This window comes from Streptomyces sp. NPDC014006 (assembly GCF_043088925.1).
GTDB lineage: Bacteria > Actinomycetota > Actinomycetes > Streptomycetales > Streptomycetaceae > Streptomyces.
Window position 1 is genome coordinate 234,822 of sequence record NZ_JBICAJ010000008.1, and the last position, 24,844, is coordinate 259,665.

Consider the following 24,844-nt stretch of genomic DNA (forward strand, 5'->3'; position numbering starts at 1 on the left):
GTCTTCTCTCGGTCTCGATGTGGGTAGCGACTACCAGCGGTAGTGCGCGAAGGCCTTGTTGGACTCGGCCATCTTGTGCGTGTCCTCGCGCTTCTTCACAGCGGCACCGAGGCCGTTGGAGGCGTCGAGAAGCTCGTTGAGCAGACGCTCGGTCATGGTCTTCTCGCGACGGGCGCGGGAGTAACCGACCAGCCAGCGCAGCGCGAGCGTGTTGGCACGACCGGGCTTGACCTCGATCGGAACCTGGTACGTCGCACCACCGACACGGCGGGACTTGACCTCGAGGGTCGGCTTGATGTTCTCCAGCGCGCGCTTCAGCGTGATGATCGGGTCGTTGCCCGTCTTCTCACGCAGACCCTCCATGGCGCCGTAGACGATGCGCTCGGCGGTGGAGCGCTTGCCGTTCAGCAGCACCTTGTTGATCAGGGAGGTCACCAGAGGAGAACCGTAGACCGGGTCGATGATGACCGGGCGCTTCGGGGCGGGGCCCTTACGAGGCATTCTTACTTCTCCTTCTTGGCGCCGTAACGGCTGCGAGCCTGCTTGCGGTTCTTGACACCCTGGGTGTCGAGCGAGCCGCGGATGATCTTGTAGCGAACACCCGGCAGGTCCTTCACACGGCCGCCGCGCACGAGCACGATGGAGTGCTCCTGCAGGTTGTGTCCCTCACCCGGAATGTAGGCCGTGACCTCGATGCCGCTGGTCAGACGCACACGCGCGACCTTACGGAGGGCCGAGTTCGGCTTCTTCGGGGTGGTCGTGAACACACGCGTGCAGACGCCACGACGCTGAGGGGAACCCTCGAGTGCGGGCGTCTTGTTCTTCTCGACCTTGTCCTGCCGGCCCTTCCGGACCAGCTGCTGGATCGTAGGCACTACTTCTCCGGTTTCTGTGTGCCGAATGGTGAAGCTAACCTGGAACGTCGCCGACCCACGCGGTCGGGTGTGTCGAATCGTGCGGGCCCCTGCCGGAGTGGCAGAAAGAGACGCAGATCGCGGTGGCCGAAGATGGCTCCTATGCGGTTGAAGGCACGCAGGAGAGCCAAGGCACACCCCAGGCACAAGGTCTGAGCGTACCTACCTCAAACGCTACGGTCAAAACAAATGGGCCCCGCCCACAGCGACACGCGCCACATGTCAAGCCCGCCGAGCCCACGTGATCTACGAATCGGCGGCCGCTGTCCGCTTCGAACACTTTTCTCACGCCCTTGCGCCGGGGTCGTTGGCCGCAGAGTGGCCGGGGTCATCCGACCGCGAGGGACACGGCCGTCAGCAGGAGCAGTACGAGTGCCCAGCCGGCCGTGGCCAACCACCCGAGCACCAGACCCGTCAGGGCCAGCCCCTCCCCCAGCTCACCCGTCCGGCGGATCTCGGACCGTGCCGTGTGGCCCAGGACGATCGCCGGAATGCCGGTGAGCCCGAAGGTGGGCACACACAGCAGCCCGCACACGGCGGCCCCCACCGCCTTCCCGTTCGTCCGCGGCCGGGACACCGGCCCGAACGCCGGCGGTGCGAGGGCAGCGGGCACAGAGGGCGGTACGGGGCCCTGCGGCAGGTCGGCGACGAGGGAGGCCAGCTGCCCCACCGTACGGGCCGCATACGCCCGCGCGACCCGCTCCTCGAACTCCTCACGCTCCATGCGCCCCTCGCCGAATCCGGCCCGCAGCACATCGACGGCCCGCTCCCGGTCGGCGTGCGAGGCGAGCATCACGCCCCAGCCCTGCTGCCCGGGCTGCCAGGGCTGCCACGGATACGGCGACTGCGACACGAGCACCTCCCCGAAGCGCCGGCGTCCCTCCATGATGCGCCGAACCGGCGCGTGCGGCACCGGCACAACGCCGAAGGGCGGCCACCCGCACGGGGTGACCGCCCTTCAGTGGACGTACGCCTTACTGGTTGTACGGACCGTAGTCGTAGTCCTCCAGCGGAACCGCCTGGCCGGAGCCGGTGCCGAACGGCGAGTAGTCGATGTCGTCGTAGCCGACGGCCGAGTACATCGCGGCCTTGGCCTCCTCGGTCGGCTCGACCCGGATGTTGCGGTAGCGGGACAGACCCGTACCGGCCGGGATGAGCTTACCGATGATGACGTTCTCCTTGAGGCCGATGAGGCTGTCGGACTTGGCGTTGATCGCCGCATCCGTCAGGACTCGGGTCGTCTCCTGGAAGGAGGCGGCCGACAGCCAGGACTCCGTCGCCAGCGAGGCCTTGGTGATACCCATCAGCTGCGGACGACCGGAGGCCGGGTGACCGCCCTCCTGGACCACACGACGGTTCTCGGTCTCGAACTTCGAGCGCTCGACCAGCTCGCCGGGCAGGAGCTCGGCGTCGCCGGACTCGATGATCGTCACGCGGCGCAGCATCTGCCGGATGATGATCTCGATGTGCTTGTCGTGGATCGACACACCCTGCGAGTTGTACACCTTCTGGACCTCGCCGACCAGGTGGACCTGGACGGCACGCTGACCCAGGATGCGCAGCACGTCGTGCGGGTTGGTGGCACCCACGGTGAGCTTCTGGCCCACCTCGACGTGCTCGCCCTCGCTGACCAGGAGACGGGCACGCTTCGAGATCGGGTAGGCCGTCTCGTCGCTGCCGTCGTCCGGCGTGATGACGATCTTCTTGGTCTTCTCGGTCTCCTCGATCCGCACGCGGCCGGAGGCCTCGGAGATCGGGGCGACACCCTTCGGGGTACGGGCCTCGAAGAGCTCGACGACACGCGGCAGACCCTGGGTGATGTCGTCACCGGCCACACCACCGGTGTGGAAGGTACGCATCGTCAGCTGGGTACCGGGCTCACCGATGGACTGGGCGGCGATGATGCCGACCGCCTCACCGATGTCGACCAGCTTGCCGGTGGCCAGCGAACGGCCGTAGCACATGGCGCAGGTACCGACCGCGGACTCACAGGTCAGGACCGAACGGGTCTTGACCTCCTCGATGCCGCGGGAGACCAGCTCGTCGATCAGGACGTCACCGAGGTCGGTGCCGGCCGGGGCCAGGACCTGACCGTCGACCACGATGTCCTCGGCGAGGCAGCGCGCGTACACGCTGGTCTCGACGTCCTCCGCCTTGATGAGCGTGCCCTCGGCGTCACGCTCGGCGATCCGCAGCTTGAGACCACGCTCGGTGCCGCAGTCCTCCTCGCGGATGATGACGTCCTGGGAGACGTCGACCAGACGACGGGTGAGGTAACCCGAGTCGGCGGTACGCAGAGCGGTGTCCGCCAGACCCTTACGGGCACCGTGCGTGGAGATGAAGTACTCCAGCACGGACAGACCCTCACGGAAGGACGCCTTGATGGGACGCGGGATCGTCTCGTTCTTGGCGTTCGACACCAGACCACGCATACCGGCAATCTGACGCATCTGCATCATGTTGCCTCGTGCACCCGAGTTCACCATCATGAAGATCGGGTTGGTCTTCGGGAAGTTCTCGTTCATCGCCTCGGCGACCTCGTTGGTCGCGTTGGTCCAGATGCCGATCAGTTCCTGGGTGCGCTCGTCCTTGGTGATCAGACCACGCTCGTACTGGCGCTGGACCTTCTCGTCCGCGGCCTCCCAGCGGGCGACGATCTCCTTCTTCGCCTCGGGAACGACGACGTCGGAGATGGCCACGGTGACGCCGGAACGGGTCGCCCAGTAGAAGCCCGCCGCCTTCAGGTTGTCGAGCGTCGCCGCCACGATGACCTTCGGGTAGCGCTCGGCCAGGTCGTTGACGATCTGGGAGAGCTGCTTCTTGCCGACCTCGTAGTCGGCGAACGGGTAGTCCTCGGGCAGCAGCTCGTTGAAGAGCGCACGGCCCAGCGTGGTCTTCAGCGTGAAGCTGTCACCCTGCTGCCACTCCGGCTCGCCCTCCTCGCGCACCGGCGGCACCCAGCCACGCGGCGGGATGGTGCCCACCGGGAAGCGGATGTCGACCGGGGTCTGCAGGGACAGCTCACCGGCGTCGAACGCCATGATCGCCTCGGCGACGGACGCGAACGCGCGGCCCTCACCCTTGGGGTTGCGGCCCTCGGCGTCGGTGGTGAGGAAGAACAGACCGAGGACCATGTCCTGGGTCGGCATCGTCACCGGACGGCCGTCGGCCGGCTTGAGGATGTTGTTCGAGGACAGCATCAGGATGCGGGCCTCGGCCTGCGCCTCCGCGGACAGCGGCAGGTGCACGGCCATCTGGTCACCGTCGAAGTCCGCGTTGAACGCGGTGCAGACGAGCGGGTGGATCTGGATGGCCTTGCCCTCGACCAGCTGCGGCTCGAAGGCCTGGATGCCGAGGCGGTGCAGGGTGGGAGCACGGTTCAGCAGAACCGGGTGCTCGGCGATGACCTCTTCGAGGACGTCGTACACGACCGTGCGGCCGCGCTCCACCATGCGCTTGGCGCTCTTGATGTTCTGCGCGTGGTTCAGGTCGACCAGGCGCTTCATCACGAACGGCTTGAACAGCTCCAGCGCCATCGCCTTCGGCAGACCGCACTGGTGCAGCTTCAGCTGCGGACCGACGACGATCACGGAACGCGCCGAGTAGTCGACACGCTTACCGAGCAGGTTCTGACGGAAACGACCCTGCTTGCCCTTCAGCATGTCGCTGAGGGACTTCAGCGGGCGGTTACCCGGACCGGTCACCGGCCGGCCGCGACGACCGTTGTCGAAGAGGGCGTCAACAGCCTCCTGAAGCATGCGCTTCTCGTTGTTGACGATGATCTCCGGAGCGCCCAGGTCGAGCAGGCGCTTCAGACGGTTGTTGCGGTTGATGACACGGCGGTACAGGTCGTTCAGGTCGGAGGTCGCGAAGCGGCCACCGTCCAGCTGCACCATCGGACGCAGGTCCGGCGGGATGACCGGGACGCAGTCCAGGACCATGCCCTTGGGGCTGTTGGACGTCTGCAGGAACGCGGAGACGACCTTCAGACGCTTGAGCGCACGGGTCTTCTTCTGGCCCTTGCCGGTCCGGATGATCTCGCGGAGGCGCTCGGCCTCCTCCTCCAGGTCGAAGGACTCCAGGCGCTTCTGCAGCGCCGCGGCACCCATCGAGCCGTCGAAGTACGTGCCGAAGCGGTCACGCAGCTCGCGGTAGAGCAGCTCGTCGCCCTCGAGGTCCTGGACCTTGAGGTTCTTGAACCGGTTCCACACCTCGTCGAGGCGGTCGATCTCGCGCTGCGCACGGTCGCGCAGCTGCTTCATCTCGCGCTCGGCACCCTCGCGCACCTTGCGGCGCACGTCGGCCTTGGCGCCCTCGGCCTCCAGCTCGGCCAGGTCGGTCTCGAGCTTCTTGGCGCGGGCCTCGAGGTCGGCGTCGCGGCGCTGCTCGATCTGCTGGCGCTCGACGGAGACGTGGGCCTCCAGCGAGGGCAGGTCGCGCTGGCGGCGCTCCTCGTCGACGTACGTGATCATGTACGCCGCGAAGTAGATGACCTTCTCCAGGTCCTTCGGGGCGAGGTCCAGCAGGTAACCCAGGCGCGACGGGACGCCCTTGAAGTACCAGATGTGCGTGACGGGCGCGGCCAGCTCGATGTGGCCCATCCGCTCGCGGCGCACCTTGGCACGCGTCACCTCGACGCCGCAGCGCTCACAGATGATGCCCTTGAAGCGAACGCGCTTGTACTTGCCGCAGTAGCACTCCCAGTCCCGGGTCGGACCGAAGATCTTCTCGCAGAAGAGTCCGTCCTTTTCGGGCTTGAGGGTGCGGTAGTTGATGGTCTCGGGCTTCTTGACCTCGCCGTGGCTCCACTGACGGATGTCGTCAGCGGTGGCCAGACCGATCCGGAGCTCATCGAAGAAGTTGACGTCGAGCACTATGCGTCAATCCCTCTCAGGGTTGTAAGTCTGTGGTCTGAAACGGGGGCCTGGGGGTCGGCGGGGCCCTGTGGGTGGGGGCCCCGCCGGACTCCCGTCAGACCTCTTCGACGCTGCTCGGCTCGCGCCGGGACAGGTCGATACCGAGCTCCTCCGCAGCGCGGAAGACGTCCTCGTCGGTGTCGCGCATCTCGATGGACATGCCGTCCGAGGACAGCACCTCCACGTTGAGGCACAGGGACTGCATTTCCTTGATGAGCACCTTGAAGGACTCGGGAATGCCGGGCTCAGGGATGTTCTCGCCCTTGACGATGGCCTCGTAGACCTTCACGCGGCCGGTGACGTCGTCGGACTTGATGGTCAGCAGCTCCTGGAGGGCGTACGCGGCGCCGTAGGCCTCGAGGGCCCACACCTCCATCTCACCGAAGCGCTGGCCACCGAACTGGGCCTTACCACCCAGCGGCTGCTGGGTGATCATCGAGTACGGACCGGTCGACCGGGCGTGCAGCTTGTCGTCGACCAGGTGGTGCAGCTTGAGGATGTACATGTAGCCGACCGAGATCGGCTCCGGGAACGGCTCGCCGGAGCGGCCGTCGTACAGTCGCGCCTTGCCGGACGGGAGCACCATGCGCTCGCCGTCGCGGTTCGGGATGGTGTGCTGCAGCAGACCCGCCAGCTCGTCCTCACGGGCACCGTCGAACACCGGGGTGGCGACGTTGGTGCCGGGGGCGACCTTGTCGGCGCCGATCACCTGGAGGCGCTGCGCCCACTCGTCGGCGAGGCCGGAGACGTCCCAGCCGCGGCTGGCGAGCCAGCCGAGGTGGATCTCCAGGACCTGTCCCGGGTTCATTCGGGACGGCACACCCAGCGGGTTGAGGATGATGTCGACCGGGGTGCCGTCCTCCAGGAACGGCATGTCCTCGATCGGCAGGATCTTGGAGATGACACCCTTGTTGCCGTGACGGCCGGCGAGCTTGTCACCGTCGGTGATCTTGCGCTTCTGCGCGACGTAGACGCGGACCAGCTGGTTCACGCCCGGCGGCAGCTCGTCGCCCTCTTCGCGGTCGAAGACGCGGACGCCGATGACCTTGCCGATCTCGCCGTGCGGCACCTTCAGCGAGGTGTCGCGCACCTCGCGCGCCTTCTCACCGAAGATCGCGCGGAGCAGACGCTCCTCCGGGGTCAGCTCGGTCTCACCCTTGGGCGTGACCTTGCCGACGAGGATGTCGCCGGCGACGACCTCGGCACCGATACGGATGATGCCGCGCTCGTCGAGGTCGGCGAGGACCTCCTCGGAGACGTTCGGGATGTCCCGGGTGATCTCCTCGGGGCCGAGCTTGGTGTCACGGGCGTCGACCTCGTGCTCCTCGATGTGGATCGAGGAGAGGACGTCGTCCTGCACGAGGCGCTGCGACAGGATGATCGCGTCCTCGTAGTTGTGACCCTCCCACGGCATGAACGCCACGAGCAGGTTCTTGCCCAGCGCCATCTCGCCGTTCTGGGTGGCCGGGCCGTCGGCGAGCACCTGGCCCGTGATGACGCGGTCGCCCTCGTTGACGATGACCTTCTGGTTGACCGAGGTGCCCTGGTTGGAGCGGGCGAACTTGGCCAGGCGGTACGTGATGTACGTGCCGTCGTCGTTGGCGGTGGTGATGTAGTCCGCGGAGACCTCCTGGACCACACCGGCCTTCTCGGCCTTGACGACGTCGCCGGCGTCGACGGCGGAGCGGTACTCCATGCCGGTACCGACGAGCGGGGCCTCCGACTTAATCAGCGGAACGGCCTGGCGCATCATGTTCGCGCCCATGAGGGCACGGTTGGCGTCGTCGTGCTCGAGGAAGGGGATCATGGCCGTCGCGACCGACACCATCTGGCGCGGCGAGACGTCCATGTAGTCCACGTCCTCGGGGCCGACGTAGTCGACCTCGCCGCCCTTGCGGCGGACGAGCACGCGGGCCTCGGCGAAGCGCAGGTCGTCGTTGAGCGTGGCGTTGGCCTGCGCGATGACGAAGCGGTCCTCCTCGTCGGCGGTCAGGTAGTCCACCTCGTCGGTGACCTGGCCGTCGATGACCTTGCGGTACGGGGTCTCGACGAAACCGAACGCGTTGACCCGGCCGTAGGAGGCGAGCGAGCCGATCAGACCGATGTTCGGGCCTTCAGGCGTCTCGATCGGGCACATGCGGCCGTAGTGCGACGGGTGCACGTCACGGACCTCGAAGCCGGCCCGCTCACGGGAGAGACCACCCGGGCCAAGAGCCGACAGACGGCGCTTGTGGGTGAGACCCGACAGCGGGTTGTTCTGGTCCATGAACTGCGACAGCTGGCTGGTGCCGAAGAACTCCTTGATGGAGGCGACGACCGGCCGGATGTTGATCAGGGTCTGCGGCGTGATCGCCTCGACGTCCTGGGTGGTCATCCGCTCACGGACGACGCGCTCCATACGGGCCAGACCCGTGCGGACCTGGTTCTGGATGAGCTCGCCGACGCTGCGCAGACGACGGTTGCCGAAGTGGTCGATGTCGTCGGTCTCGACGACGACCGGCTGGCCGTTGTCACCGACCGTCTCGGTCTCGCCGGCGTGCAGCTTCACCAGGTACTTGATCGTCGCGATGATGTCCTCGACGGTCAGGATCCCGGCGTCCAGCGGGGCGTCCGCGCCCAGCTTCTTGTTGACCTTGTAGCGGCCGACCTTGGCCAGGTCGTAGCGCTTGGGGTTGAAGTAGAGGTTCTCGAGCAGCGTCTGCGCGGCCTCACGCGTGGGGGGCTCGCCCGGACGCAGCTTGCGGTAGATGTCGAGCAGCGCGTCGTCCTGGCCCTGGGTGTGGTCCTTCTCCAGGGTGGCGCGCATGGACTCGTACTCGCCGAACTCCTCGAGGATCTGCTCGGTGGTCCAGCCGAGGGCCTTGAGGAGGACGGTCACGGACTGCTTGCGCTTGCGGTCGATACGGACACCGACCATGTCGCGCTTGTCGATCTCCATCTCCAGCCAGGCACCCCGGGACGGGATGATCTTGGCGGAGAAGATGTCCTTGTCGGACGTCTTGTCGATGGAGGAGTCGAAGTAGACGCCGGGGGAACGCACCAGCTGGGACACCACGACACGCTCGGTGCCGTTGATGACGAAGGTGCCCTTGTTCGTCATGAGCGGGAAGTCGCCCATGAAGACGGTCTGGGACTTGATCTCGCCGGTCTCGTTGTTGGTGAACTCGGCGGTGACGAAGAGGGGGGCCGCGTACGTGAAGTCGCGGTCCTTGCACTCGTCGATGGAGTTCTTCGGCGGCTCGAAGCGGTGGTCGCGGAAGGTCAGCGACATCGACCCGCTGAAGTCCTCGATCGGGGAGATCTCCTCGAAGATCTCCTCCAGACCGGACTTGGTGGGGACATCCTGACCGTTCTCGAGGGCCTCCTCGACGCGAGCCTTCCACGCGTCGTTGCCGAGCAGCCAGTCGAAGCTCTCGGTTTGCAGCGCGAGAAGGTTCGGAACCTCGAGGGGCTCCTTGATCTTTGCAAAGGAGATGCGCAGCGGGGCGGTGCTGGCAGCGTTGTTCGTATTCGCGGTCGAGGCGTTGCGCGAGGCGGCCAAGAGGGGGTCCTTCCGAGGGCTCGGACTCACTACGCGCGTACCGTCCCCTCTCCCGCGCACAAAGACAGAGGTCCCAGGTCAGAGACGATCTGTCGGTCAGTGCTCGAGTGAGGGCAGACCCCTGGTGACGGGCAGGGGGCAGCTAACAGGCAGCGCAAAGGGTCAGTGTAGCCACTTGGCACACTGATGTCCAGTCCCGCATTTCGGAGACCTCACTCTTCCAAACGCCTGCGGCATACCTGCCTTCAACGCACGTTGATACTGCCCTCTTCGCCGTCGATCCATGCCTCGGATTGGATCCTTGTGACGACGCGTCCTGAGAATTGCGCGCTGCGTGCGGTTCGTCAAGGCCCCCCTTGCACGAACCGGGGCGACCGAGACACGGCGAAGATCACCTTACCCCTCACGAACACAGGTGCAAGGCAGCCCGGGCCGTCCCCCGGGGAACGCCGAAGGGCGACCACCCGGATGGATGATCGCCCTTCGGTGCGTTCGCGTTACAGCCCCAGGGAAGACGTTTTCACGACCTGGGCCCTGGAGGCCGTTCAGACGGTCGCGAAGGTCTTACTTGACCTCGACGGAGGCGCCGGCGCCCTCGAGGGCCTCCTTGGCCTTGTCGGCGGCGTCCTTGGCGACCTTCTCGAGAACGGGCTTCGGGGCGCCGTCCACGAGGTCCTTGGCCTCCTTCAGACCCAGGGAGGTCAGCTCACGCACGACCTTGATGACCTGGATCTTCTTGTCGCCGGCGCCGGTGAGGACGACGTCGAACTCGTCCTTCTCCTCGACGGCCTCGGCCGGGGCGCCGGGGGCACCCGGGGCGGCAACGGCGACGGCCGCGGCGGCGGTGACGTCGAACTTCTCCTCGAAGGCCTTCACGAACTCGGAGAGCTCGATGAGGGTCATCTCCTCGAACTGCGCGAGCAGGTCGTCCTGAGAGAGCTTCGCCATGATGGCGTCCTTCCACTAATTCGGCAGGTGCCGGATGTACGGGGTGAGGCGGGCGTACGTTGGCCCGCTGGCGACACGCGCCGCGCTCAGGCGGCGAGCGTCAGAAAGCGAGCCGAATTACTCGGCACCGCCCTGCTCTGCCTGCTTGGCGCGCAGCGCGTCCACGGTGCGGACGAGCTTCGACGGCAGCGCCTGGAAGAGCTGAGCAGCCTGGGACTGCTTGCCCTTGAAGGCACCGGCCAGCTTGGAGAGCAGAACCTCGCGGGACTCGAGGTCCGCAAGCTTCTTGATCTCGTCGGCGGAGAGGGCCTTGCCCTCGAGCACACCGCCCTTGATGACGAGATTCGGGTTGTCCTTGGCGAAGTCACGGAGACCCTTCGCCGACTCCACCGGGTCACCGGTGATGAAGGCGACGGCCGTCGGACCAGCGAACTGGTCGTCCAGCGTCGTGATCCCGGCCTCGTTGGCCGCAATCTTGGTCAGCGTGTTCTTCACCACGGCGTACTGGGCGTTCTCACCGAGCGAGCGGCGCAGCGTCTTGAGCTGCGCCACGGTGAGACCGCGGTACTCGGTCAGCACGGCGGCGTTCGAGTTGCGGAACTTGTCCGTCAGCTCGGCAACCGCGGCAGCCTTGTCGGGCCTCGCCATAGAGCCTCGGCCTCCTTCCGGGTGATTCGGACCGCGCGGACCCGAAGGAGGACTGGGGAAAACGAAACGCCCCGGCGCAGGCGCACGGGGCGGACTCGACCGGCAGCACACGCATGTGAACACACACATGCTCCGGGAGTTCTTCCACAGTCACCTGCGCGGGTCGCCCGCATTTTCAGCGGATCCTTCGGCCACCGGCCCCTTTGTTGGGGCACGGCAACGACCAGCGGTCTTTGGCTTCGTTAGGAGAGTACGGGAACGGGTCGCCTTCGAGCAAATCCGCCCGTACGGGTCAGCCCTCGGCGCCCTTCATCATCTCCTCGAGATCGGCGACGTCCTTCGCCGGCGGGGCGACGACGGTCACCGGCTTGTTGACGTCGAGGAAGGTGATGGTCATGTCCAGCGGGCCCTTGTCGGCGTCGCCGCGCATGCGGAACTGCCTGGTGTGCTGCTCACCGTCGATCCACAGGTCCATGGTGAACTTGTCGACGCCGAGCTTGTCGTACTGGTCGATGCTCTTCTCCCGCTTCTCGCGGGTGGCCTGGTCCTTGCCGTTCAGGGACGCCTTGAGGTCGGCGAGGGTGACCGTGCCGGCGTAGTGGGTGGTCCTCACTCCCTCGACGGTCTCGGTGCCGACCTTCTTCACGTCCTTGGAGCCGTCGAGGAAGGTGGAGTCGGCCGCCGGGTTCTTGCGGGCCTGTCCCGCCCCCATCTGGTCCCCACCCTGTCCGTCGTCGGCCCCGGACATGTCGAACTTGATCCAGCTCTTGCCGTCCATCTCCTTGGCGGCCTCGGCGCCCCCGCCCAGATACAGCGCCTTGCCGACGAGCCGGATCTCCATCTCGCCGGAATCGGTCCCGCCCTCGACCGTCATCTTCATGCTCATGGCGAGCGGCTTCACGCTCATCGCGGCCTCGCCGCGCACCTTGCCCTGCTCCGGAACGGTGCCGCTCATGCGATAGCGGAAGGAGGTGATGGCGTCGGCGTTCTCCGCGGCTTTCGCCACGGCGGCCGCCGGAGACATCTCCGGGGACTGCGCGTCGCCCTTTGCGCAGCCGACGGCCCCGGCGAGCAGCACCGCGGCCACAGAGGCAGCGGGTAAGACAGAGGACTTCTTCATGGCTTCCCCCCACGACAGACACAGCTGCCACACGGCAGCCCTGCGAGAGTAGCGGTAAGGGGCAGGTAGGACACCGGGTTTTCTCATGGCCCCGTGGTGCCCATGAGCTGAGCGAAGTCCTCGGTGTCGGCCGCCGGGGGCCGCTGTACGGCGACGTGGACGCCGTAGTCGCCGTAGGTGGCCGTCTGGGTCATCAGGCCGCTCGTCATCGCGGCCTTCTCGGTCTTCTTGACGATCAGGTCGTGGTCGTCGACCCACAGGTCGATGTGCTCGCTGCGCACGCCGGCGTCGGTGAGCTGCTTCTTCAGGGACTCCTCGGCGAGGGACGCGACGTCGACCGTGCCCGTGTAGTGCCGGGTGCGGCGGCCGGCGACGGTCTCCTCGCCGGCGGCGCGGGCGTCACCGGACGCCAGCAGCAGCTTCACGGGCGGCACGGGAGCGGTGTTGCGCAGCTGGTCGCGCAGATAGCTGCCGGAGTCGCCGGGCAGGCCGGCGAGGTCGTCGTAGTCGTAGCGGATCCAGTGCCGGCCGCCGATGCGACGGGCGAACTCGGCGCCCACGCGTGCGTAGTACGCGTCGGGCAGCAGACGCGCCTGCATGGTGGTGCTGCCGAGCGCCCGCAGCGGTTCGGCGAGGCTGCCGCCGGTGTAGGTGATGGTGAGCGTGCCGGTGGACTCGCCCGCCCAGTCCAGGGTGCCCTCGCTGCGGGTGGACAGCAGGCCGGCCATGACGGTGGTGGAGCTGATCCGGGCGGAACCGGCCCGGGTGGTGGCCTGCTCGACGGCGTGCAGCGCGGCCGCGATACGCGCGTCCAGGCTGGGCGACGCAGTGGGGCGCGGCCGGCTGTCCCCGCCGCCGCAGGCCGTCAAGGCGGTCAGTACGACCGTCAACAGGACCGGCAGGACCCCACGTCCGATGCTCCTCATCCGTTTTCCCCCTCGGCTCCCCCGCGATCTTCACGCTACCCGGCGGGGACTGCTTCGGGAACGGAACGGGCCCCGCCCCCTGCGAGCAGGGTGCGGGGCCCGGAACCGACTTCGGTGAGCGTCAGGCTCAGACCGCGGCCGGGTCCTCCTCGACGAGGAGGTTGCGGGTGCGGTTCGGGTCGACCGGAATGCCGGGGCCCATGGTGGTGCTGAGCGCGGCCTTCTTGATGTAGCGACCCTTGGCGGCGGACGGCTTCAGACGGAGGATCTCCTCCAGGGCCGCGCCGTAGTTCTCCACCAGCTTGGTGTCGTCGAAGGACGCCTTGCCGATGATGAAGTGCAGGTTCGCGTGCTTGTCGACACGGAACTCGATCTTGCCGCCCTTGATGTCGGTGACGGCCTTGGTCACGTCGGGGGTGACGGTGCCGGTCTTCGGGTTCGGCATCAGACCACGCGGACCGAGCACGCGGCCGAGGCGGCCGACCTTGCCCATGAGGTCCGGGGTGGCGACGACGGCGTCGAAGTCCAGACGGCCCTTCGCGACCTCGTCGATCAGTTCGTCGGAGCCGACGATGTCGGCGCCCGCGGCCTCCGCGGCCGCAGCACGGTCACCGGTCGCGAAGACCAGGACCCGGGCAGTCTTGCCGGTGCCGTGCGGCAGGTTCACGGTGCCACGGACCATCTGGTCGGCCTTGCGCGGGTCGACACCCAGACGGAAGGCGACCTCGACGGTCGAGTCGAACTTGGTCGTGGCGGTCTCCTTGGCGAGACGGACGGCCTCGAGCGGGGCGTACAGCTTCTCCCGGTCGACCTTGGCGTCCGCAGCCTTGAGAGCCTTGCTGCGCTTGCTCACGTGATGCTCCTGTATGTACTGAGGAGTTGTGGTCCGGGCCGAGCAGGCCCTGCCACTACTGCTGGAAGGTGGGGTCAGCCCTCGACCGTGACGCCCATGGAACGGGCGGTGCCGGCGATGATCTTCTCGGCGGCGTCCAGGTCGTTGGCGTTGAGGTCGGGCATCTTGGTGGTGGCGATCTCGCGGACCTGGTCACGCGTGATCTTCGCGACCTTGGTCTTGTGCGGCTCGCCGGAGCCCTTCTCAACGCCCGCGGCCTTGAGGATCATCTTCGCGGCCGGCGGGGTCTTGGTGATGAAGGTGAAGGAGCGGTCCTCGTAGACCGTGATCTCCACCGGGATGACCCAGCCACGCTGCGACTCGGTCGCGGCGTTGTAGGCCTTGCAGAACTCCATGATGTTCACGCCGTGCTGACCCAGCGCGGGGCCGACCGGCGGGGCCGGGTTGGCGGCACCGGCCTGGATCTGGAGCTTGATGAGCCCCGTGACCTTCTTCTTCTTGGGAGGCATGGCTCTCCGGGTCCTTTCACTTCGGGTCCATGCCCGCTTCCGGGGACCACCCGGACGCAGGCATACCGCACAACGATAACGGGTATAGATGCGCGGCTAAAAACCGTGCAGGTCAGGCGCTCGCTGAGCGTTCGCCTGACCTGCACGGAAGCGGTACGTCCAGAAAGAAACTAGTTCTTCTGGATCTGGTCGAAGGACAGCTCGACCGGCGTCTCGCGACCGAAGATCTCCACCAGACCCTTGACCTTCTTGGAGTCCGGGTTGATCTCGTTGATCGTGGCCTGCAGCGTGGCGAACGGGCCGTCGGTGACGGTGACCGAGTCGCCGACCTCGAAGTCCAGCACCTGGACCTCGACCTTGCGCTGCGGCGCCGGCTTGCCCTCGGCCTCGGCGGCCTCACGGGCGGCCTTGGCCTCCGCCTCGGGGGCGAGCATTTTCACGATCTCGTCCAGCGACAGCGGGTACGGGTCGTAGGCGTTGCCGACGAACCCGGTGACGCCCGGCGTGTTGCGGACGACGCCCCAGGACTCGTTCGTCAGGTCCATCCGGACGAGCACGTAACCGGGAAGCTTGTTCTGCTTGACGGTCTTGCGCTCGCCGTTCTTGATCTGGACGATCTCTTCCTCGGGCACCTCGGCCTGGTAGATGAAGTCCTCGACGTTCAGCGAGACGGCGCGCTGCTCCAGGTTGGCCTTCACGCGCTTCTCGTACCCGGCGTACGTGTGGATGACGTACCACTCGCCGGGCAGCGTGCGCAGCTCCTCGCGGAGCTTCTCGACCGGGTCGCGGTCGTCCTCGGGCTCGGGCTCGGGCTCCTCGGCCACGGCCTCGGCGACGTCGTCCTCATCGGCCTCGTCGCCGGCCTCGGCCTCGTCCTCCTCGTGGAGGGCGGCTTCCTCGGCGGGCTCGCCCGCTTCGAGGTCGGCAGCCTCGGCCTCGTCCAGGTCCTCGTCCGCGCCCTCGACGATGTCGAGCTCGTCGTCCACCGACTCTGCCGCAGTCTCGCTTGGCTCAACGGCGTCGTTCAGGTTCTGGTCAGACACGGTGGCTGCTTCTTCCTGGATACATAGGGGTGGAACACGCGAAAAGGGGCGCCGGATACCTCGGCGCCCTTCGCTTCTGGCTCAGCCGAAGACGTACTTGGCCGCGTGGTTGAGCCCATAGTCAATCACGGTCACCAGGCCGATCATGATGGCGACGAAGAAGATCACCACAGTCGTGTACGACGTCAGCTGGTTGCGCGTGGGCCAGACGACCTTGCGCAGCTCGGCGATGATCTGCCGATAGAAGGTGGCCAGGCGCCTCAGCGGACCCTTCTTGGCCCGCTTGCCGCCCTTGCGGGCCTTCTTCCGACTCTCCTGCGCCTCGTCCTGGGCGTCAGGCGTGTCGATGGAGCCCACGGCGTCCGCCATTAGTCCTCACCTGATCCCGGGTCGTGGCCGTGCCGCGCCCGGTCTGAGCCGCACGGCGGTGCATTGCTGTACGTACATGCGCACACATCCTGGCGAAGGTGTGTGTAGCAGGGCCGGAGGGACTTGAACCCCCAACCGCCGGTTTTGGAGACCGGTGCTCTACCAATTGAGCTACGACCCTTTGGTGTGTCCCCAACGTACCGCATCCGCCCGGATGCTTGGTGTGCACCGGTTGCGGTCGCGGCTGCTGAAGGCCAACGAGGTGAGAGTGTACGTGGTCCGGAGCGCACAGTCGAACGGAAAGCGCCCCCTGGGGGCGGTTGGTTCTGATGTTCGTGGCCGGACGCGGATCGGCCGCGCCGTTCGTTCCGTCAGGCGTTCGGTCGGTGCCCACTGGGTGAAACCGGCGTGCCCGCCAGGTTTCCGGTCTGAAAGCATGGGCCGTATGAGCGCTGCAATCCCTCCCACCGAGCGCCGGGTCTCGGCCCGCATCGGCGCGATCTCCGAGTCCGCCACCCTCGCCGTGGACGCCAAGGCCAAGGCACTGAAGGCCGCCGGGCGCCCGGTGATCGGCTTCGGCGCCGGTGAGCCTGACTTCCCGACTCCGGACTACATCGTCGAGGCGGCCGTCGAGGCCTGCAAGAACCCGAAGTACCACCGCTACACGCCGGCCGGCGGCCTGCCCGAGCTGAAGGCCGCCATCGCCGCGAAGACGCTGCGCGACTCCGGCTACGAGGTCGACGCGTCCCAGGTCCTCGTGACCAACGGCGGCAAGCAGGCGATCTACGAGGCGTTCGCCGCGATCCTCGACCCGGGCGACGAGGTCATCGTCCCGGCGCCGTACTGGACGACCTACCCGGAGTCGATCCGGCTGGCCGGCGGTGTCCCCGTCTTCGTGACCGCCGACGAGACCACCGGCTACCGCGTCTCCGTCGAGCAGCTGGAGGCCGCCCGCACCGAGAAGACGAAGGTCGTCCTCTTCGTCTCGCCGTCCAACCCGACCGGCGCGGTCTACTCCGAGCACGAGACCGAGGCCATCGGCCGCTGGGCCCACGAGCACGGCCTGTGGGTGCTCACCGACGAGATCTACGAGCACCTGGTCTACGGCGGCGCCTCCGCCGTGTCGCTGCCCGCGGTCCTGCCGGAGCTGCGCGACAAGTGCATCGTCGTCAACGGTGTCGCCAAGACGTACGCCATGACCGGCTGGCGCGTGGGCTGGATCATCGGCCCCAAGGACGTCGTGAAGGCCGCGACCAACCTGCAGTCGCACGCCACCTCCAACGTCTCCAACGTCGCCCAGGTGGCCGCGCTGGCCGCCGTCTCCGGTGACCTCGAGGCCGTGGCGAAGATGCGCGAGGCCTTCGACCGGCGCCGGAAGACCATCGTGCGGATGCTCAACGAGATCGACGGCGTGTTCTGCCCGGAGCCCGAGGGCGCCTTCTACGCCTACCCCTCGGTCAAGCCGCTGCTGGGCAAGGAGATCCGCGGCAGGCGTCCGCAGGACACCGTCGAGCTGGCCGCGCTGATCCTGGAGGAGGCCGAGGTCGCGGTCGTCCCGGGTGAGGCGTTCGGCACGCCGGGCTATCTGCGGCTGTCGTACGCGCTCGGCGACGAGGACCTCGTCGAGGGCGTGAGCCGGATTCAGAAGCTGCTGGCGGAGGCGAGGGACTGACGTCCCCGCCGAGCCGGACACGGGCCGTCCCCTCGGGGGGCGGCCCGTTTCTTCGTGCCGGCAAGACCTCGATCGGGGAAAGTGCTACCGGGACGCCCGGAGCGTGCGGCAGGATCCTGGAATGGAGCGCGTACGTGATCTGTCTGCACTGCCCAAGGCCCATCTGCACCTGCACTTCACCGGCTCGATGCGGCCCAGCACCCTCCTGGAACTCGCCGACAAGCACGGCGTCCGGCTGCCGGACGCTTTGACCGACGCGCTGGGCAGCGGGGAGTCGCCGCGGCTGCGGGCGACGGACGAGCGGGGCTGGTTCCGCTTCCAGCGGCTCTACGACGCCGCGCGCTCGTGCCTCCAGCAGCCGGAAGACATCCAGCGGCTGGTGCGGGAGGCCGCGGAGGAGGACCTGAAGGACGGCTCCCGGTGGCTGGAGATCCAGGTCGACCCCACGTCGTACGCCCCACGGCTGGGCGGACTGATCCCGGCGCTGGAGATCATCCTGGACGCCGTGGAGACCACCAGCCGGGAGACCGGGCTCGGGATGCGGGTGGTGGTCGCGGCCAACCGCATGAAGCACCCGCTGGACGCACGCACCCTGGCCCGCCTGGCCGTGCGGTACGCCGACCGGGGCGTCATCGGCTTCGGGCTCTCCAACGACGAGCGCCGGGGCATGGCGCGCGACTTCGACCGGGCCTTCGCCATCGCGCGCGAGGGCGGTCTGCTGTCCGCGCCGCACGGCGGTGAGCTGACCGGCCCGTTCTCGGTCCGGGACTGCCTGGACGACCTGCACGCCGACCGGCTCGGGCACGGGGTGCGGGCCGCGGAGGACCCTTGGCTGCTGCGGCGGCTCGCCGAACAGGGCGTGACCTGCGAGGTCTGCCCGGCGTCCAATGTCGCCCTGGGGGTGTACGAGAAGCCCGAGGACGTACCGCTGCGCACGCTGTTCGAGGCGGGCGTGCCGATGGCGCTGGGCGCGGACGACCCGCTGCTGTTCGGCTCGCGGCTCGCCGCGCAGTACGAGATCGCACGCCGGCACCACGAGTTCACGGACGAGGAGCTGGCGGAGCTGGCCCGGCAGTCGCTGCGCGCGACGGCGGCGCCGGACGGGGTCAAGCGGGAGCTGCTGTCCGAGGTGGACGACTGGCTGGAGGGCTGAGCCCGTCGGTTCACTGGCTCATGGAGCCGATCACCATCGGGAACGACTGCTTGTCGAACAGACTGCCCGCCAGGCTCTGCGGGACGATCTTGCCGTTGACCTTCAGCGTGGGCGTGCCGGTCGCGCCGGACGTGGCGAAGGCCTTCTCGGAGGCGATGACGAACGAACGGTGCTTCATGCCCTTCACCGCCGCGTCGAACTCGGCGCCGCGCAGGCCCCGCACCTGGGAAGCCGTCCGCAGCAGGAAGGTGTCGGTGTAGCCGTCGATGCTCTCGTCCGGCTGGTGGGCGAAGAGGGCGTCGTGGAGCTCGACGAACCTGCCCGCGTCCAGCGCGGCCCGCAGGGCGTTGGCGGCCTTCTTCGAGCCCTGGCCGCCGAGCTTGTCGTCCAGGAAGGACGCGAGGGTGTACTCGGCCCTGACCTGGCCTGAGCGGACCATCTCGCGCAGCGCCTCGCCGCCGCCCTGGGTCTCGAACCGCTCGCAGACCGGGCAGCGCATGTCCTCGTAGACGTGCACGACCGTCTTCGCGCTCGGCGAGCCGACACGGACGGTGGTGCCGTCGGGGGCGAGGGACTCGGGGAGATCTGCGTCCGTGGCGTACGTCTGTGCCGGGGCGGCGTGCGCCGGCTGCCCGCCGGCCGGTTTGGCGTCGCCGCCGTCGTCCGTGCCGCCGCCGCATCCCATGGCGGCTGCGGCCAGCAGTACGGCGACCGCCGCCGTCGCGGTCGCGGGCGCGGCGGTACGGGTGCGGCGGGTGCCTCCGCGGGTGCCTCGCATGGGTCGTTCCCCTCGTGTCTCCTGGCGGGGTACGACCCTATGTGATCTTCCGCTACAGGCTGACGCCCACCGTCACCGGTTCGTTGACGAGGGTGATGCCGAAGGCCTCGTGGACGCCGGCGACGACCTCGCGGGCGAGGGCGAGGAGGTCCTCGGTGGTCGCCTCGCCACGGTTGGTCAGGGCGAGGGTGTGCTTGGTGGAGATGCGGGCGGGGCCGGTGCCGTAGCCCTTGGTGAAACCGGCCTTGTCGATCAGCCAGGCGGCGGAGGTCTTGGTGTGGCCGTCGCCGGCCGGGTAGGCGGGCGGTTCGGTGTCGGCGCCGAGGCGGTCGTGGACGCGGGCGCGGAAGGCCGCGAAGGCGGTGTCCGGGAGGATCGGGTTGGTGAAGAAGGAACCGGCGGACCAGGTGTCGTGGTCGTCGGGGTCCAGCACCATGCCCTTGCCGGCGCGCAGCTTCAGGACCGTGTCGCGGGCGTCCGCGAGCGGGACGCGGTCACCGGGTTCCACGCCGAGGGCGCGGGCGGTCTCGGCGTAGCGGATCGGGGCGGAGAGGCCGCCGGCGTCCTCCAGTTCGAAGCGGACGCGGAGGACGACGTATCGGTCCGGGTCCTGCTTGAAGCGGCTGTGGCGGTAGGAGAAGGCGCAGTCGGCGTTGGCGAGGGTGACCGTGCGGTGGGTGTGACGGTCGTAGGCGATCACTTCGGTGATCGTGGCGGAGACGTCCTGGCCGTACGCGCCGACGTTCTGGATCGGGGTGGCGCCGGCCGAGCCGGGGATGCCGGCGAGGCACTCGATGCCGGCGAGCCCGGCCTCCACGGTGCGGGCGACGGCGTCGGTCCAGATCTCGCCGGCGGCGAGCTCCAGGGTGGTGCCGGCCAGCTCGACACCGCGGGTGGCGATGCGGAGGGCGGTGCCGGGGAAGCCCTTGTCGCCGATGAGCAGGTTGGAGCCGCCGCCGATGATCAGCAGGGGGGTGCCGGTCGCGTCCGCCTCGCGGACGGCTTCGATCACCTCGGCGTCACTGTTCGCCGTGAGCAGCCGGGCGGCGGGGCCGCCGAGCCTGAGGGTGGTGAGGGGGGCGAGGGGGGCGTCGTGTTGTTCCAGCACGCGGGCAAGCCTATGCCTGCGGCGGCGGGGTGGGGGGCGGGTGGGGGGCTTGGGGCGGATGTGGTGCGGGTCTCGTCGTGGTTGCCTGCGGCGGCCTGTGTGGCGTTCGTTGTGGCTGGTCGCGGGTGCCTGCGGCGCCTGGGCCGGTTTTTGTCTGCGGCGTTCGTTGTGGCTGGTCGCGCAGTTCCCCGCGCCCCTTTTGTGCCTGCGGCGGCCCGTTGCGGTCGCGTCGTGGCGTGCGTCGCGCCTGCGGTGCGTTATGGGTCGGGGCCGGGGTGGGGGGTGTCCGTCCTCGGTCCGGCCGCCCGTTTCCGACGGGGGCACCCTTGCCCGGTGCCGGCCGCTGAGGGCGGACACCCCCACCCCGTCCCCTTCCTGCCGTACGCGGGTGCCGGACGTCGTCGACTTGGGGGGGCGCCGGCACGCGGGAGCAGCTGCCAGCCGGCACGGGTGGGCGCGGGCGGCACCCGTCAGCGCCCACCCGCGCCGCGCACCCCACCCCCGGCCGCTCGCCGTGGCCGACGTCAGCGCGTCGACGTTTCCAAGGTGCGGGGCTTGCCCAGGGCCGTCGGCTCCGGCGTGGCGTGGCGCCGGCGAGGGATCATCAGCGTTGCCGCACCCGCCAGTGCAACGACCCCCGCCCCGGTGAACACCGCCGGCCGCAACCCGTCGACGAAGGCCTGCGCCGACTCGTAACCCCCCTGCGCCGAGAAGATCGACGACATCACCGCGACCCCAAGCGCGCCCCCGACCTCCCGCAGCGCGTTGTTCGCCCCGGAGGCGATCCCCTGCTCGGCTGCCCGGACGCTGGACATCACCAGATGTGAGGCCGGGGCGAAGAAGAGCGCCATGCCGATGCCGCTGAGGATCAGCCCCGGCAGCTGGGCGGCGTACGACGCGTGGGCCGTGGACGCGGAGGCCAGGTAGCCGAGCCCCGCGGCCTGGAGGAAGAGGCCCACCGCGACGACCGGCCGGCCGCCGATCCGGTCGGCCAGGATGCCGGCGACCGGCGCGACGAGCATCGGCATGCCGGTCCACGGCAGCATCCGCAGCCCCGCCTCGGTCGGCGAGTAACCGAGCACGCCCTGCATGTACTGGCTGAGCAGGAAGATCGACCCGAACATGCCCAGGAACATCAGCATGCTCGCCGCGTTGATCCCCGAGAACGCCCGCGAACGGAACAGCCGCATCGGCAGCATCGGATTCTTCGCCCGCGTGCCGTGCAGCACGAAACCGGCCAGCAGCGCGCCGCCCGCGATCAGACCGAGGAGGACGAGGGTGCTGGTCCAGCCGTCGGCGGGCCCGCGGACCAGGCCGTAGACGATCCCGAACAGGCCGCCGCTGGCGAGCAACGTGCCGGGGAAGTCGAGCGGTGCCCCCGTGCCGTAGGACTCGGTGAGCCGCAGGCGGGCGAGGGGCAGCAGGGCGATGCCGAGGGGGACGTTCAGCCAGAAGATCCAGTGCCAGGAGATGTGCTCGGTCAGGCTGCCGCCGATCAGCGGCCCGGACGCGACGGCGAGGCCGTTCACCGCGCCCCAGATCCCGTATGCCATGCCGCGCTTGGCGGCGGGTACGGCGGCCGTGAGCAGGGTCAGGGTGAGCGGCATCATGATCGCCGCGCCCACGCCCTGGACCGCCCGGGCGGCGATCAGCGCGCCGATGCCGGGAGCCATGGCCGCGGCCGCGGAGGCGACGGTGAAGACGGTGATGCCCATCTGGAAGAGCTTGCGGCGCCCGAAGCGGTCGCCGAGGGCCGCGCCGAACATCAGCAGGACGGCGAAGGTGAGTGTGTAGGCGCTGACCGTCCATTCGAGGTCGCCCAGCCCGCCGCCGAGGTCGTCGCGGATCGAGGGCAGCGCGGTGGTGACGACGAGGTTGTCGAGGGCCGCCATGAATCCGGCGACGCTGGTGATGACCAGGGCCCAGACGGTGCCCCGGGTGGTGGGTTGTGACATCTCTCCCCCAGAGAGTTCGTTAGTTAGTGATTACTAAATTTGACCGGCAAGGGAAGCCGGCCTCCTTGGCCGCTTCCGTCAGCACGCCGTCCGGCCGCCGGGCAGCGCCAGCCCCGCCCACACGCGATGACCGGCAGGGAAACCCATCGCCACGAGGCAGTTGATGAGCATGCCGTTCGCCATGAAGGCCGTGGTCTCGCCGGCGTCCGCACCCAGAGGCAGGTGCACGGTGTCCCACAGCCGCGTCCAGCCCTGCCGTACGGCCTCACCGAACTCGTGATCGCCGTCGGCCTCGGCGGCGGCGACCGCGAGGTACATCTGCATCTGCATCTGCATCCGCTCGGGATGATCGGCGATGACCTGCCGGTAGGCCCGGCCCATGGCGGCCACGGCCTCTTCGCCCTCCAGACCCTCGGCCGCCTCCTCGAAGGTCCGGATGGTGTCCTCGACACAGCGCTCGGCCGCGGCGAGAAAGATCGCCCGCTTGCCGGGGAACAACCGGAAGAGATACGGCTGTGACACCCCGACCCGCTTGGCGATCGCCTCCGTCGAGGTGCCGTGATACCCGCCCCGGGCGAACTCGGCGGTCGCCGCCCGGATGACGCTCTCCCGACGCTCTTCTGCGCTCATCCTGACCATGGGACGTAAGTTAGTGCTCAATCACTAACCAAGTCAAGGACCCGGTACGAATGCACCCTCGTGCAGCACCGGCACCGTGGCCCTGGTGTCACAGACGCACGTAAGGGGCGCTCCGCTGTGGAGAGCGCCCCTTACGTGAGTGGTGCGAAGGGCGTGGCTCAGGCCAGGCGGACCATGGCGCGAGACATGCCGAGGACCTTCTGGCCTGAGCTGGTCGCCGTGAGGTCCACGCGCACGGTCTGGTCGTCGAGCTTGGCGGCGACCTTGGCGCTGACCTCGATCGTGGCGCCCTGCTCGTCGTTGGGCACGACGACCGGCTTGGTGAAGCGGACGCCGTACTCGACGACCGCGCCCGGGTCCCCGACCCAGTCGGTGACCACCCGGATCGCCTCGGCCATGGTGAACATGCCGTGTGCGATGACGTCCGGGAGGCCGACCTCCTTGGCGAACTTCTCGTTCCAGTGGATCGGGTTGAAGTCCCCGGAAGCGCCCGCGTACTGCACGAGCGTGGCACGGGTCACGGGGAAGGTCTGGGCCGGCAGCTCGGTGCCGACCTCGACGTCGTCGTAAGCGATCTTCGCCGCCATGGCTCTCGTCACACCTCCTCGGCCCCGCGGGCCACGAGCTTGGTCCAGGCGGTCACGACGTGCTCCCCGGCCTCGTCGTGGACCTCGCCGCGGACGTCCAGGATGTCGTTGCCGGCCATCGACTTGATCGCGTCGATGGTCGAGGTGACCGTGAGCCGGTCACCGGCCCGCACCGGGCGCCGGTAGGCGAACTTCTGGTCCCCGTGCACCACCCGGCTGTAGTCCAGGCCGAGCTGCGGGTCGGCGACGACCTGCCCGGCGGCCTTGAAGGTGATGGCGAACACAAAGGTCGGCGGAGCGATCACATCCGGATGACCGAGCGCCTTGGCGGCCTCCGGGTCGGTGTACGCCGGATTGGTGTCCCCCACCGCCTCCGCGAACTCCCGGATCTTCTCCCGGCCCACCTCATAGGGCTCGGTGGGCGGGTAGGTCCGCCCCACGAAGGACTGGTCGAGCGCCATGGCCCGGCACCTCCTGGTGTGAATCACTCCTGGTGTGAACAACGAACGTTCGCCGCAGTGACGAAACGACGCGAGGCCGCCCCCCAATGTCTCGGGGGCGGCCTCGTGTACGAGCCTGATTTATCGCGTTTCGCGGTGCGCGGTGTGCGCGTTGCAACGCGGGCAGTGCTTCTTCATCTCAAGACGGTCCGGGTTGTTACGCCGGTTCTTCTTGGTGATGTAGTTCCGCTCCTTGCACTCCACGCAGGCCAGCGTGATCTTCGGGCGGACGTCGGTGGCAGCCACAGGAGTGCTCCTTGACGAACGGGTGACTAGAAATTAATGCACATGAAGAGTAGCCGATCGACGGACCGACCCACCAATCGGCTACTTGGAGTAGCGGTGACCGGACTTGAACCGGTGACACAGCGATTATGAGCCGCTTGCTCTACCGACTGAGCTACACCGCTGCGGTGCGATCGATTCCCGCCTCGCGACGAGAACCTCTCTCACCAGAGCCCCAAAACGGAATCGAACCGTTGACCTTCTCCTTACCATGGAGACGCTCTGCCGACTGAGCTATTGGGGCGAGCGAGGAAGACATTACACGGTCGCCCGCCGTTCGCCCAAATCCGATTCCTCCGGCCCCCTCACGGGTCCCAGCAGCCCCTCCCGAGCGCGGACCACAGTCGGTACGACTATTGCGCTCCTCCCTGACGTGCGCG

The 24,844-nt window shown here is 68.3% G+C and carries 22 protein-coding genes and 3 tRNA genes; 2 read left to right on the plus strand and 23 right to left on the minus strand.

Annotated features, from left to right (window positions below):
* Positions 1–30 precede the first annotated feature (30 nt).
* The 14 genes from rpsG to ACF1GV_RS27015 form a co-directional block, all read right to left on the minus strand.
* The gene (gene rpsG / locus ACF1GV_RS26950) at positions 31–501 is read right to left on the minus strand and encodes a 30S ribosomal protein S7 (protein ID WP_003992340.1); all 471 of its coding nucleotides are present in this window, start codon (positions 499–501) and stop codon (positions 31–33) included.
* Positions 502–503: 2 nt separating this feature from the next.
* A complete protein-coding gene (rpsL, locus tag ACF1GV_RS26955; protein WP_003948652.1) occupies positions 504–875 on the minus strand; it encodes a 30S ribosomal protein S12 in 372 nt (123 codons plus the stop codon).
* Between the two features lie 367 nt (positions 876–1,242).
* A complete protein-coding gene (locus tag ACF1GV_RS26960) occupies positions 1,243–1,767 on the minus strand; it encodes a DUF1707 and DUF4190 domain-containing protein (RefSeq protein ID WP_391685449.1) in 525 nt (174 codons plus the stop codon).
* Positions 1,768–1,888: 121 nt separating this feature from the next.
* A complete protein-coding gene (locus tag ACF1GV_RS26965) occupies positions 1,889–5,788 on the minus strand; it encodes a DNA-directed RNA polymerase subunit beta' (protein ID WP_391685451.1) in 3,900 nt (1,299 codons plus the stop codon).
* Positions 5,789–5,885: 97 nt separating this feature from the next.
* Positions 5,886–9,371, minus strand: coding sequence for a DNA-directed RNA polymerase subunit beta (gene rpoB, locus ACF1GV_RS26970; RefSeq protein ID WP_363265723.1), 3,486 nt, complete (start codon positions 9,369–9,371; stop codon positions 5,886–5,888).
* Between the two features lie 564 nt (positions 9,372–9,935).
* Positions 9,936–10,319: a 50S ribosomal protein L7/L12 gene (gene rplL, locus ACF1GV_RS26975; protein WP_363265722.1), complete on the minus strand. Its 384-nt coding sequence runs from the start codon at positions 10,317–10,319 to the stop codon at positions 9,936–9,938.
* Positions 10,320–10,436: 117 nt separating this feature from the next.
* On the minus strand, positions 10,437–10,967 hold the full coding sequence (gene rplJ / locus ACF1GV_RS26980; protein ID WP_363265721.1) for a 50S ribosomal protein L10: 531 nt from the start codon (positions 10,965–10,967) through the stop codon (positions 10,437–10,439).
* Positions 10,968–11,259: 292 nt separating this feature from the next.
* Positions 11,260–12,087 (minus strand): DUF1396 domain-containing protein, encoded by an 828-nt coding sequence (locus tag ACF1GV_RS26985; RefSeq protein WP_391685454.1) that lies wholly within the window; start codon positions 12,085–12,087, stop codon positions 11,260–11,262.
* Between the two features lie 83 nt (positions 12,088–12,170).
* Positions 12,171–13,013, minus strand: a complete 843-nt coding sequence (locus ACF1GV_RS26990) for a hypothetical protein (protein ID WP_391685456.1) — start codon at positions 13,011–13,013, stop codon at positions 12,171–12,173.
* 127 nt (positions 13,014–13,140) lie between these two features.
* Positions 13,141–13,866 (minus strand): 50S ribosomal protein L1, encoded by a 726-nt coding sequence (gene rplA, locus ACF1GV_RS26995; RefSeq protein ID WP_363265718.1) that lies wholly within the window; start codon positions 13,864–13,866, stop codon positions 13,141–13,143.
* Between the two features lie 74 nt (positions 13,867–13,940).
* The gene (gene rplK / locus ACF1GV_RS27000) at positions 13,941–14,375 is read right to left on the minus strand and encodes a 50S ribosomal protein L11 (RefSeq protein ID WP_006130605.1); all 435 of its coding nucleotides are present in this window, start codon (positions 14,373–14,375) and stop codon (positions 13,941–13,943) included.
* Between the two features lie 170 nt (positions 14,376–14,545).
* Complete coding sequence (gene nusG, locus ACF1GV_RS27005) at positions 14,546–15,418, minus strand: transcription termination/antitermination protein NusG (protein ID WP_391685458.1); 873 nt, start codon at positions 15,416–15,418, stop codon at positions 14,546–14,548.
* Positions 15,419–15,499: 81 nt separating this feature from the next.
* Positions 15,500–15,787, minus strand: a complete 288-nt coding sequence (gene secE / locus ACF1GV_RS27010; protein ID WP_391685460.1) for a preprotein translocase subunit SecE — start codon at positions 15,785–15,787, stop codon at positions 15,500–15,502.
* 108 nt (positions 15,788–15,895) lie between these two features.
* A tRNA-Trp gene (locus ACF1GV_RS27015) sits at positions 15,896–15,968 on the minus strand.
* Between the two features lie 264 nt (positions 15,969–16,232).
* Here ACF1GV_RS27015 and ACF1GV_RS27020 point away from each other — a divergent pair.
* Together ACF1GV_RS27020 and ACF1GV_RS27025 are read left to right on the plus strand one after the other, a co-directional pair.
* Entirely contained in the window at positions 16,233–17,459 is a 1,227-nt protein-coding gene (locus ACF1GV_RS27020; RefSeq protein WP_391685462.1) for a pyridoxal phosphate-dependent aminotransferase, read from the plus strand.
* A 121-nt stretch (positions 17,460–17,580) separates the two neighbouring features.
* Complete coding sequence (locus ACF1GV_RS27025) at positions 17,581–18,612, plus strand: adenosine deaminase (protein ID WP_391685463.1); 1,032 nt, start codon at positions 17,581–17,583, stop codon at positions 18,610–18,612.
* A gap of 10 nt (positions 18,613–18,622) precedes the next feature.
* On the opposite strand, the gene ACF1GV_RS27030 is transcribed toward ACF1GV_RS27025, so the two are convergent.
* The 9 genes from ACF1GV_RS27030 to ACF1GV_RS27070 form a co-directional block, all read right to left on the minus strand.
* A complete protein-coding gene (locus ACF1GV_RS27030; protein WP_391685465.1) occupies positions 18,623–19,390 on the minus strand; it encodes a DsbA family protein in 768 nt (255 codons plus the stop codon).
* A 52-nt stretch (positions 19,391–19,442) separates the two neighbouring features.
* Positions 19,443–20,498 carry a UDP-N-acetylmuramate dehydrogenase gene (locus ACF1GV_RS27035; protein WP_391685467.1) on the minus strand — a complete coding sequence of 352 codons (1,056 nt, stop codon included), beginning with the start codon at positions 20,496–20,498 and terminating at the stop codon, positions 19,443–19,445.
* Positions 20,499–21,022: 524 nt separating this feature from the next.
* Positions 21,023–22,453, minus strand: a complete 1,431-nt coding sequence (locus ACF1GV_RS27040) for a DHA2 family efflux MFS transporter permease subunit (protein ID WP_391685469.1) — start codon at positions 22,451–22,453, stop codon at positions 21,023–21,025.
* Between the two features lie 78 nt (positions 22,454–22,531).
* Positions 22,532–23,092, minus strand: a complete 561-nt coding sequence (locus ACF1GV_RS27045; RefSeq protein WP_391685471.1) for a TetR/AcrR family transcriptional regulator — start codon at positions 23,090–23,092, stop codon at positions 22,532–22,534.
* A gap of 158 nt (positions 23,093–23,250) precedes the next feature.
* On the minus strand, positions 23,251–23,679 hold the full coding sequence (locus ACF1GV_RS27050) for a MaoC family dehydratase (RefSeq protein WP_391685772.1): 429 nt from the start codon (positions 23,677–23,679) through the stop codon (positions 23,251–23,253).
* A gap of 8 nt (positions 23,680–23,687) precedes the next feature.
* Positions 23,688–24,140, minus strand: a complete 453-nt coding sequence (locus ACF1GV_RS27055) for a MaoC family dehydratase N-terminal domain-containing protein (RefSeq protein ID WP_391685473.1) — start codon at positions 24,138–24,140, stop codon at positions 23,688–23,690.
* 120 nt (positions 24,141–24,260) lie between these two features.
* Positions 24,261–24,425, minus strand: a complete 165-nt coding sequence (gene rpmG, locus ACF1GV_RS27060; protein WP_003948671.1) for a 50S ribosomal protein L33 — start codon at positions 24,423–24,425, stop codon at positions 24,261–24,263.
* Between the two features lie 91 nt (positions 24,426–24,516).
* Positions 24,517–24,589: transfer RNA gene (locus tag ACF1GV_RS27065), tRNA-Met, on the minus strand.
* Between the two features lie 46 nt (positions 24,590–24,635).
* Positions 24,636–24,708: transfer RNA gene (locus ACF1GV_RS27070), tRNA-Thr, on the minus strand.
* Positions 24,709–24,844: the final 136 nt, after the last annotated feature.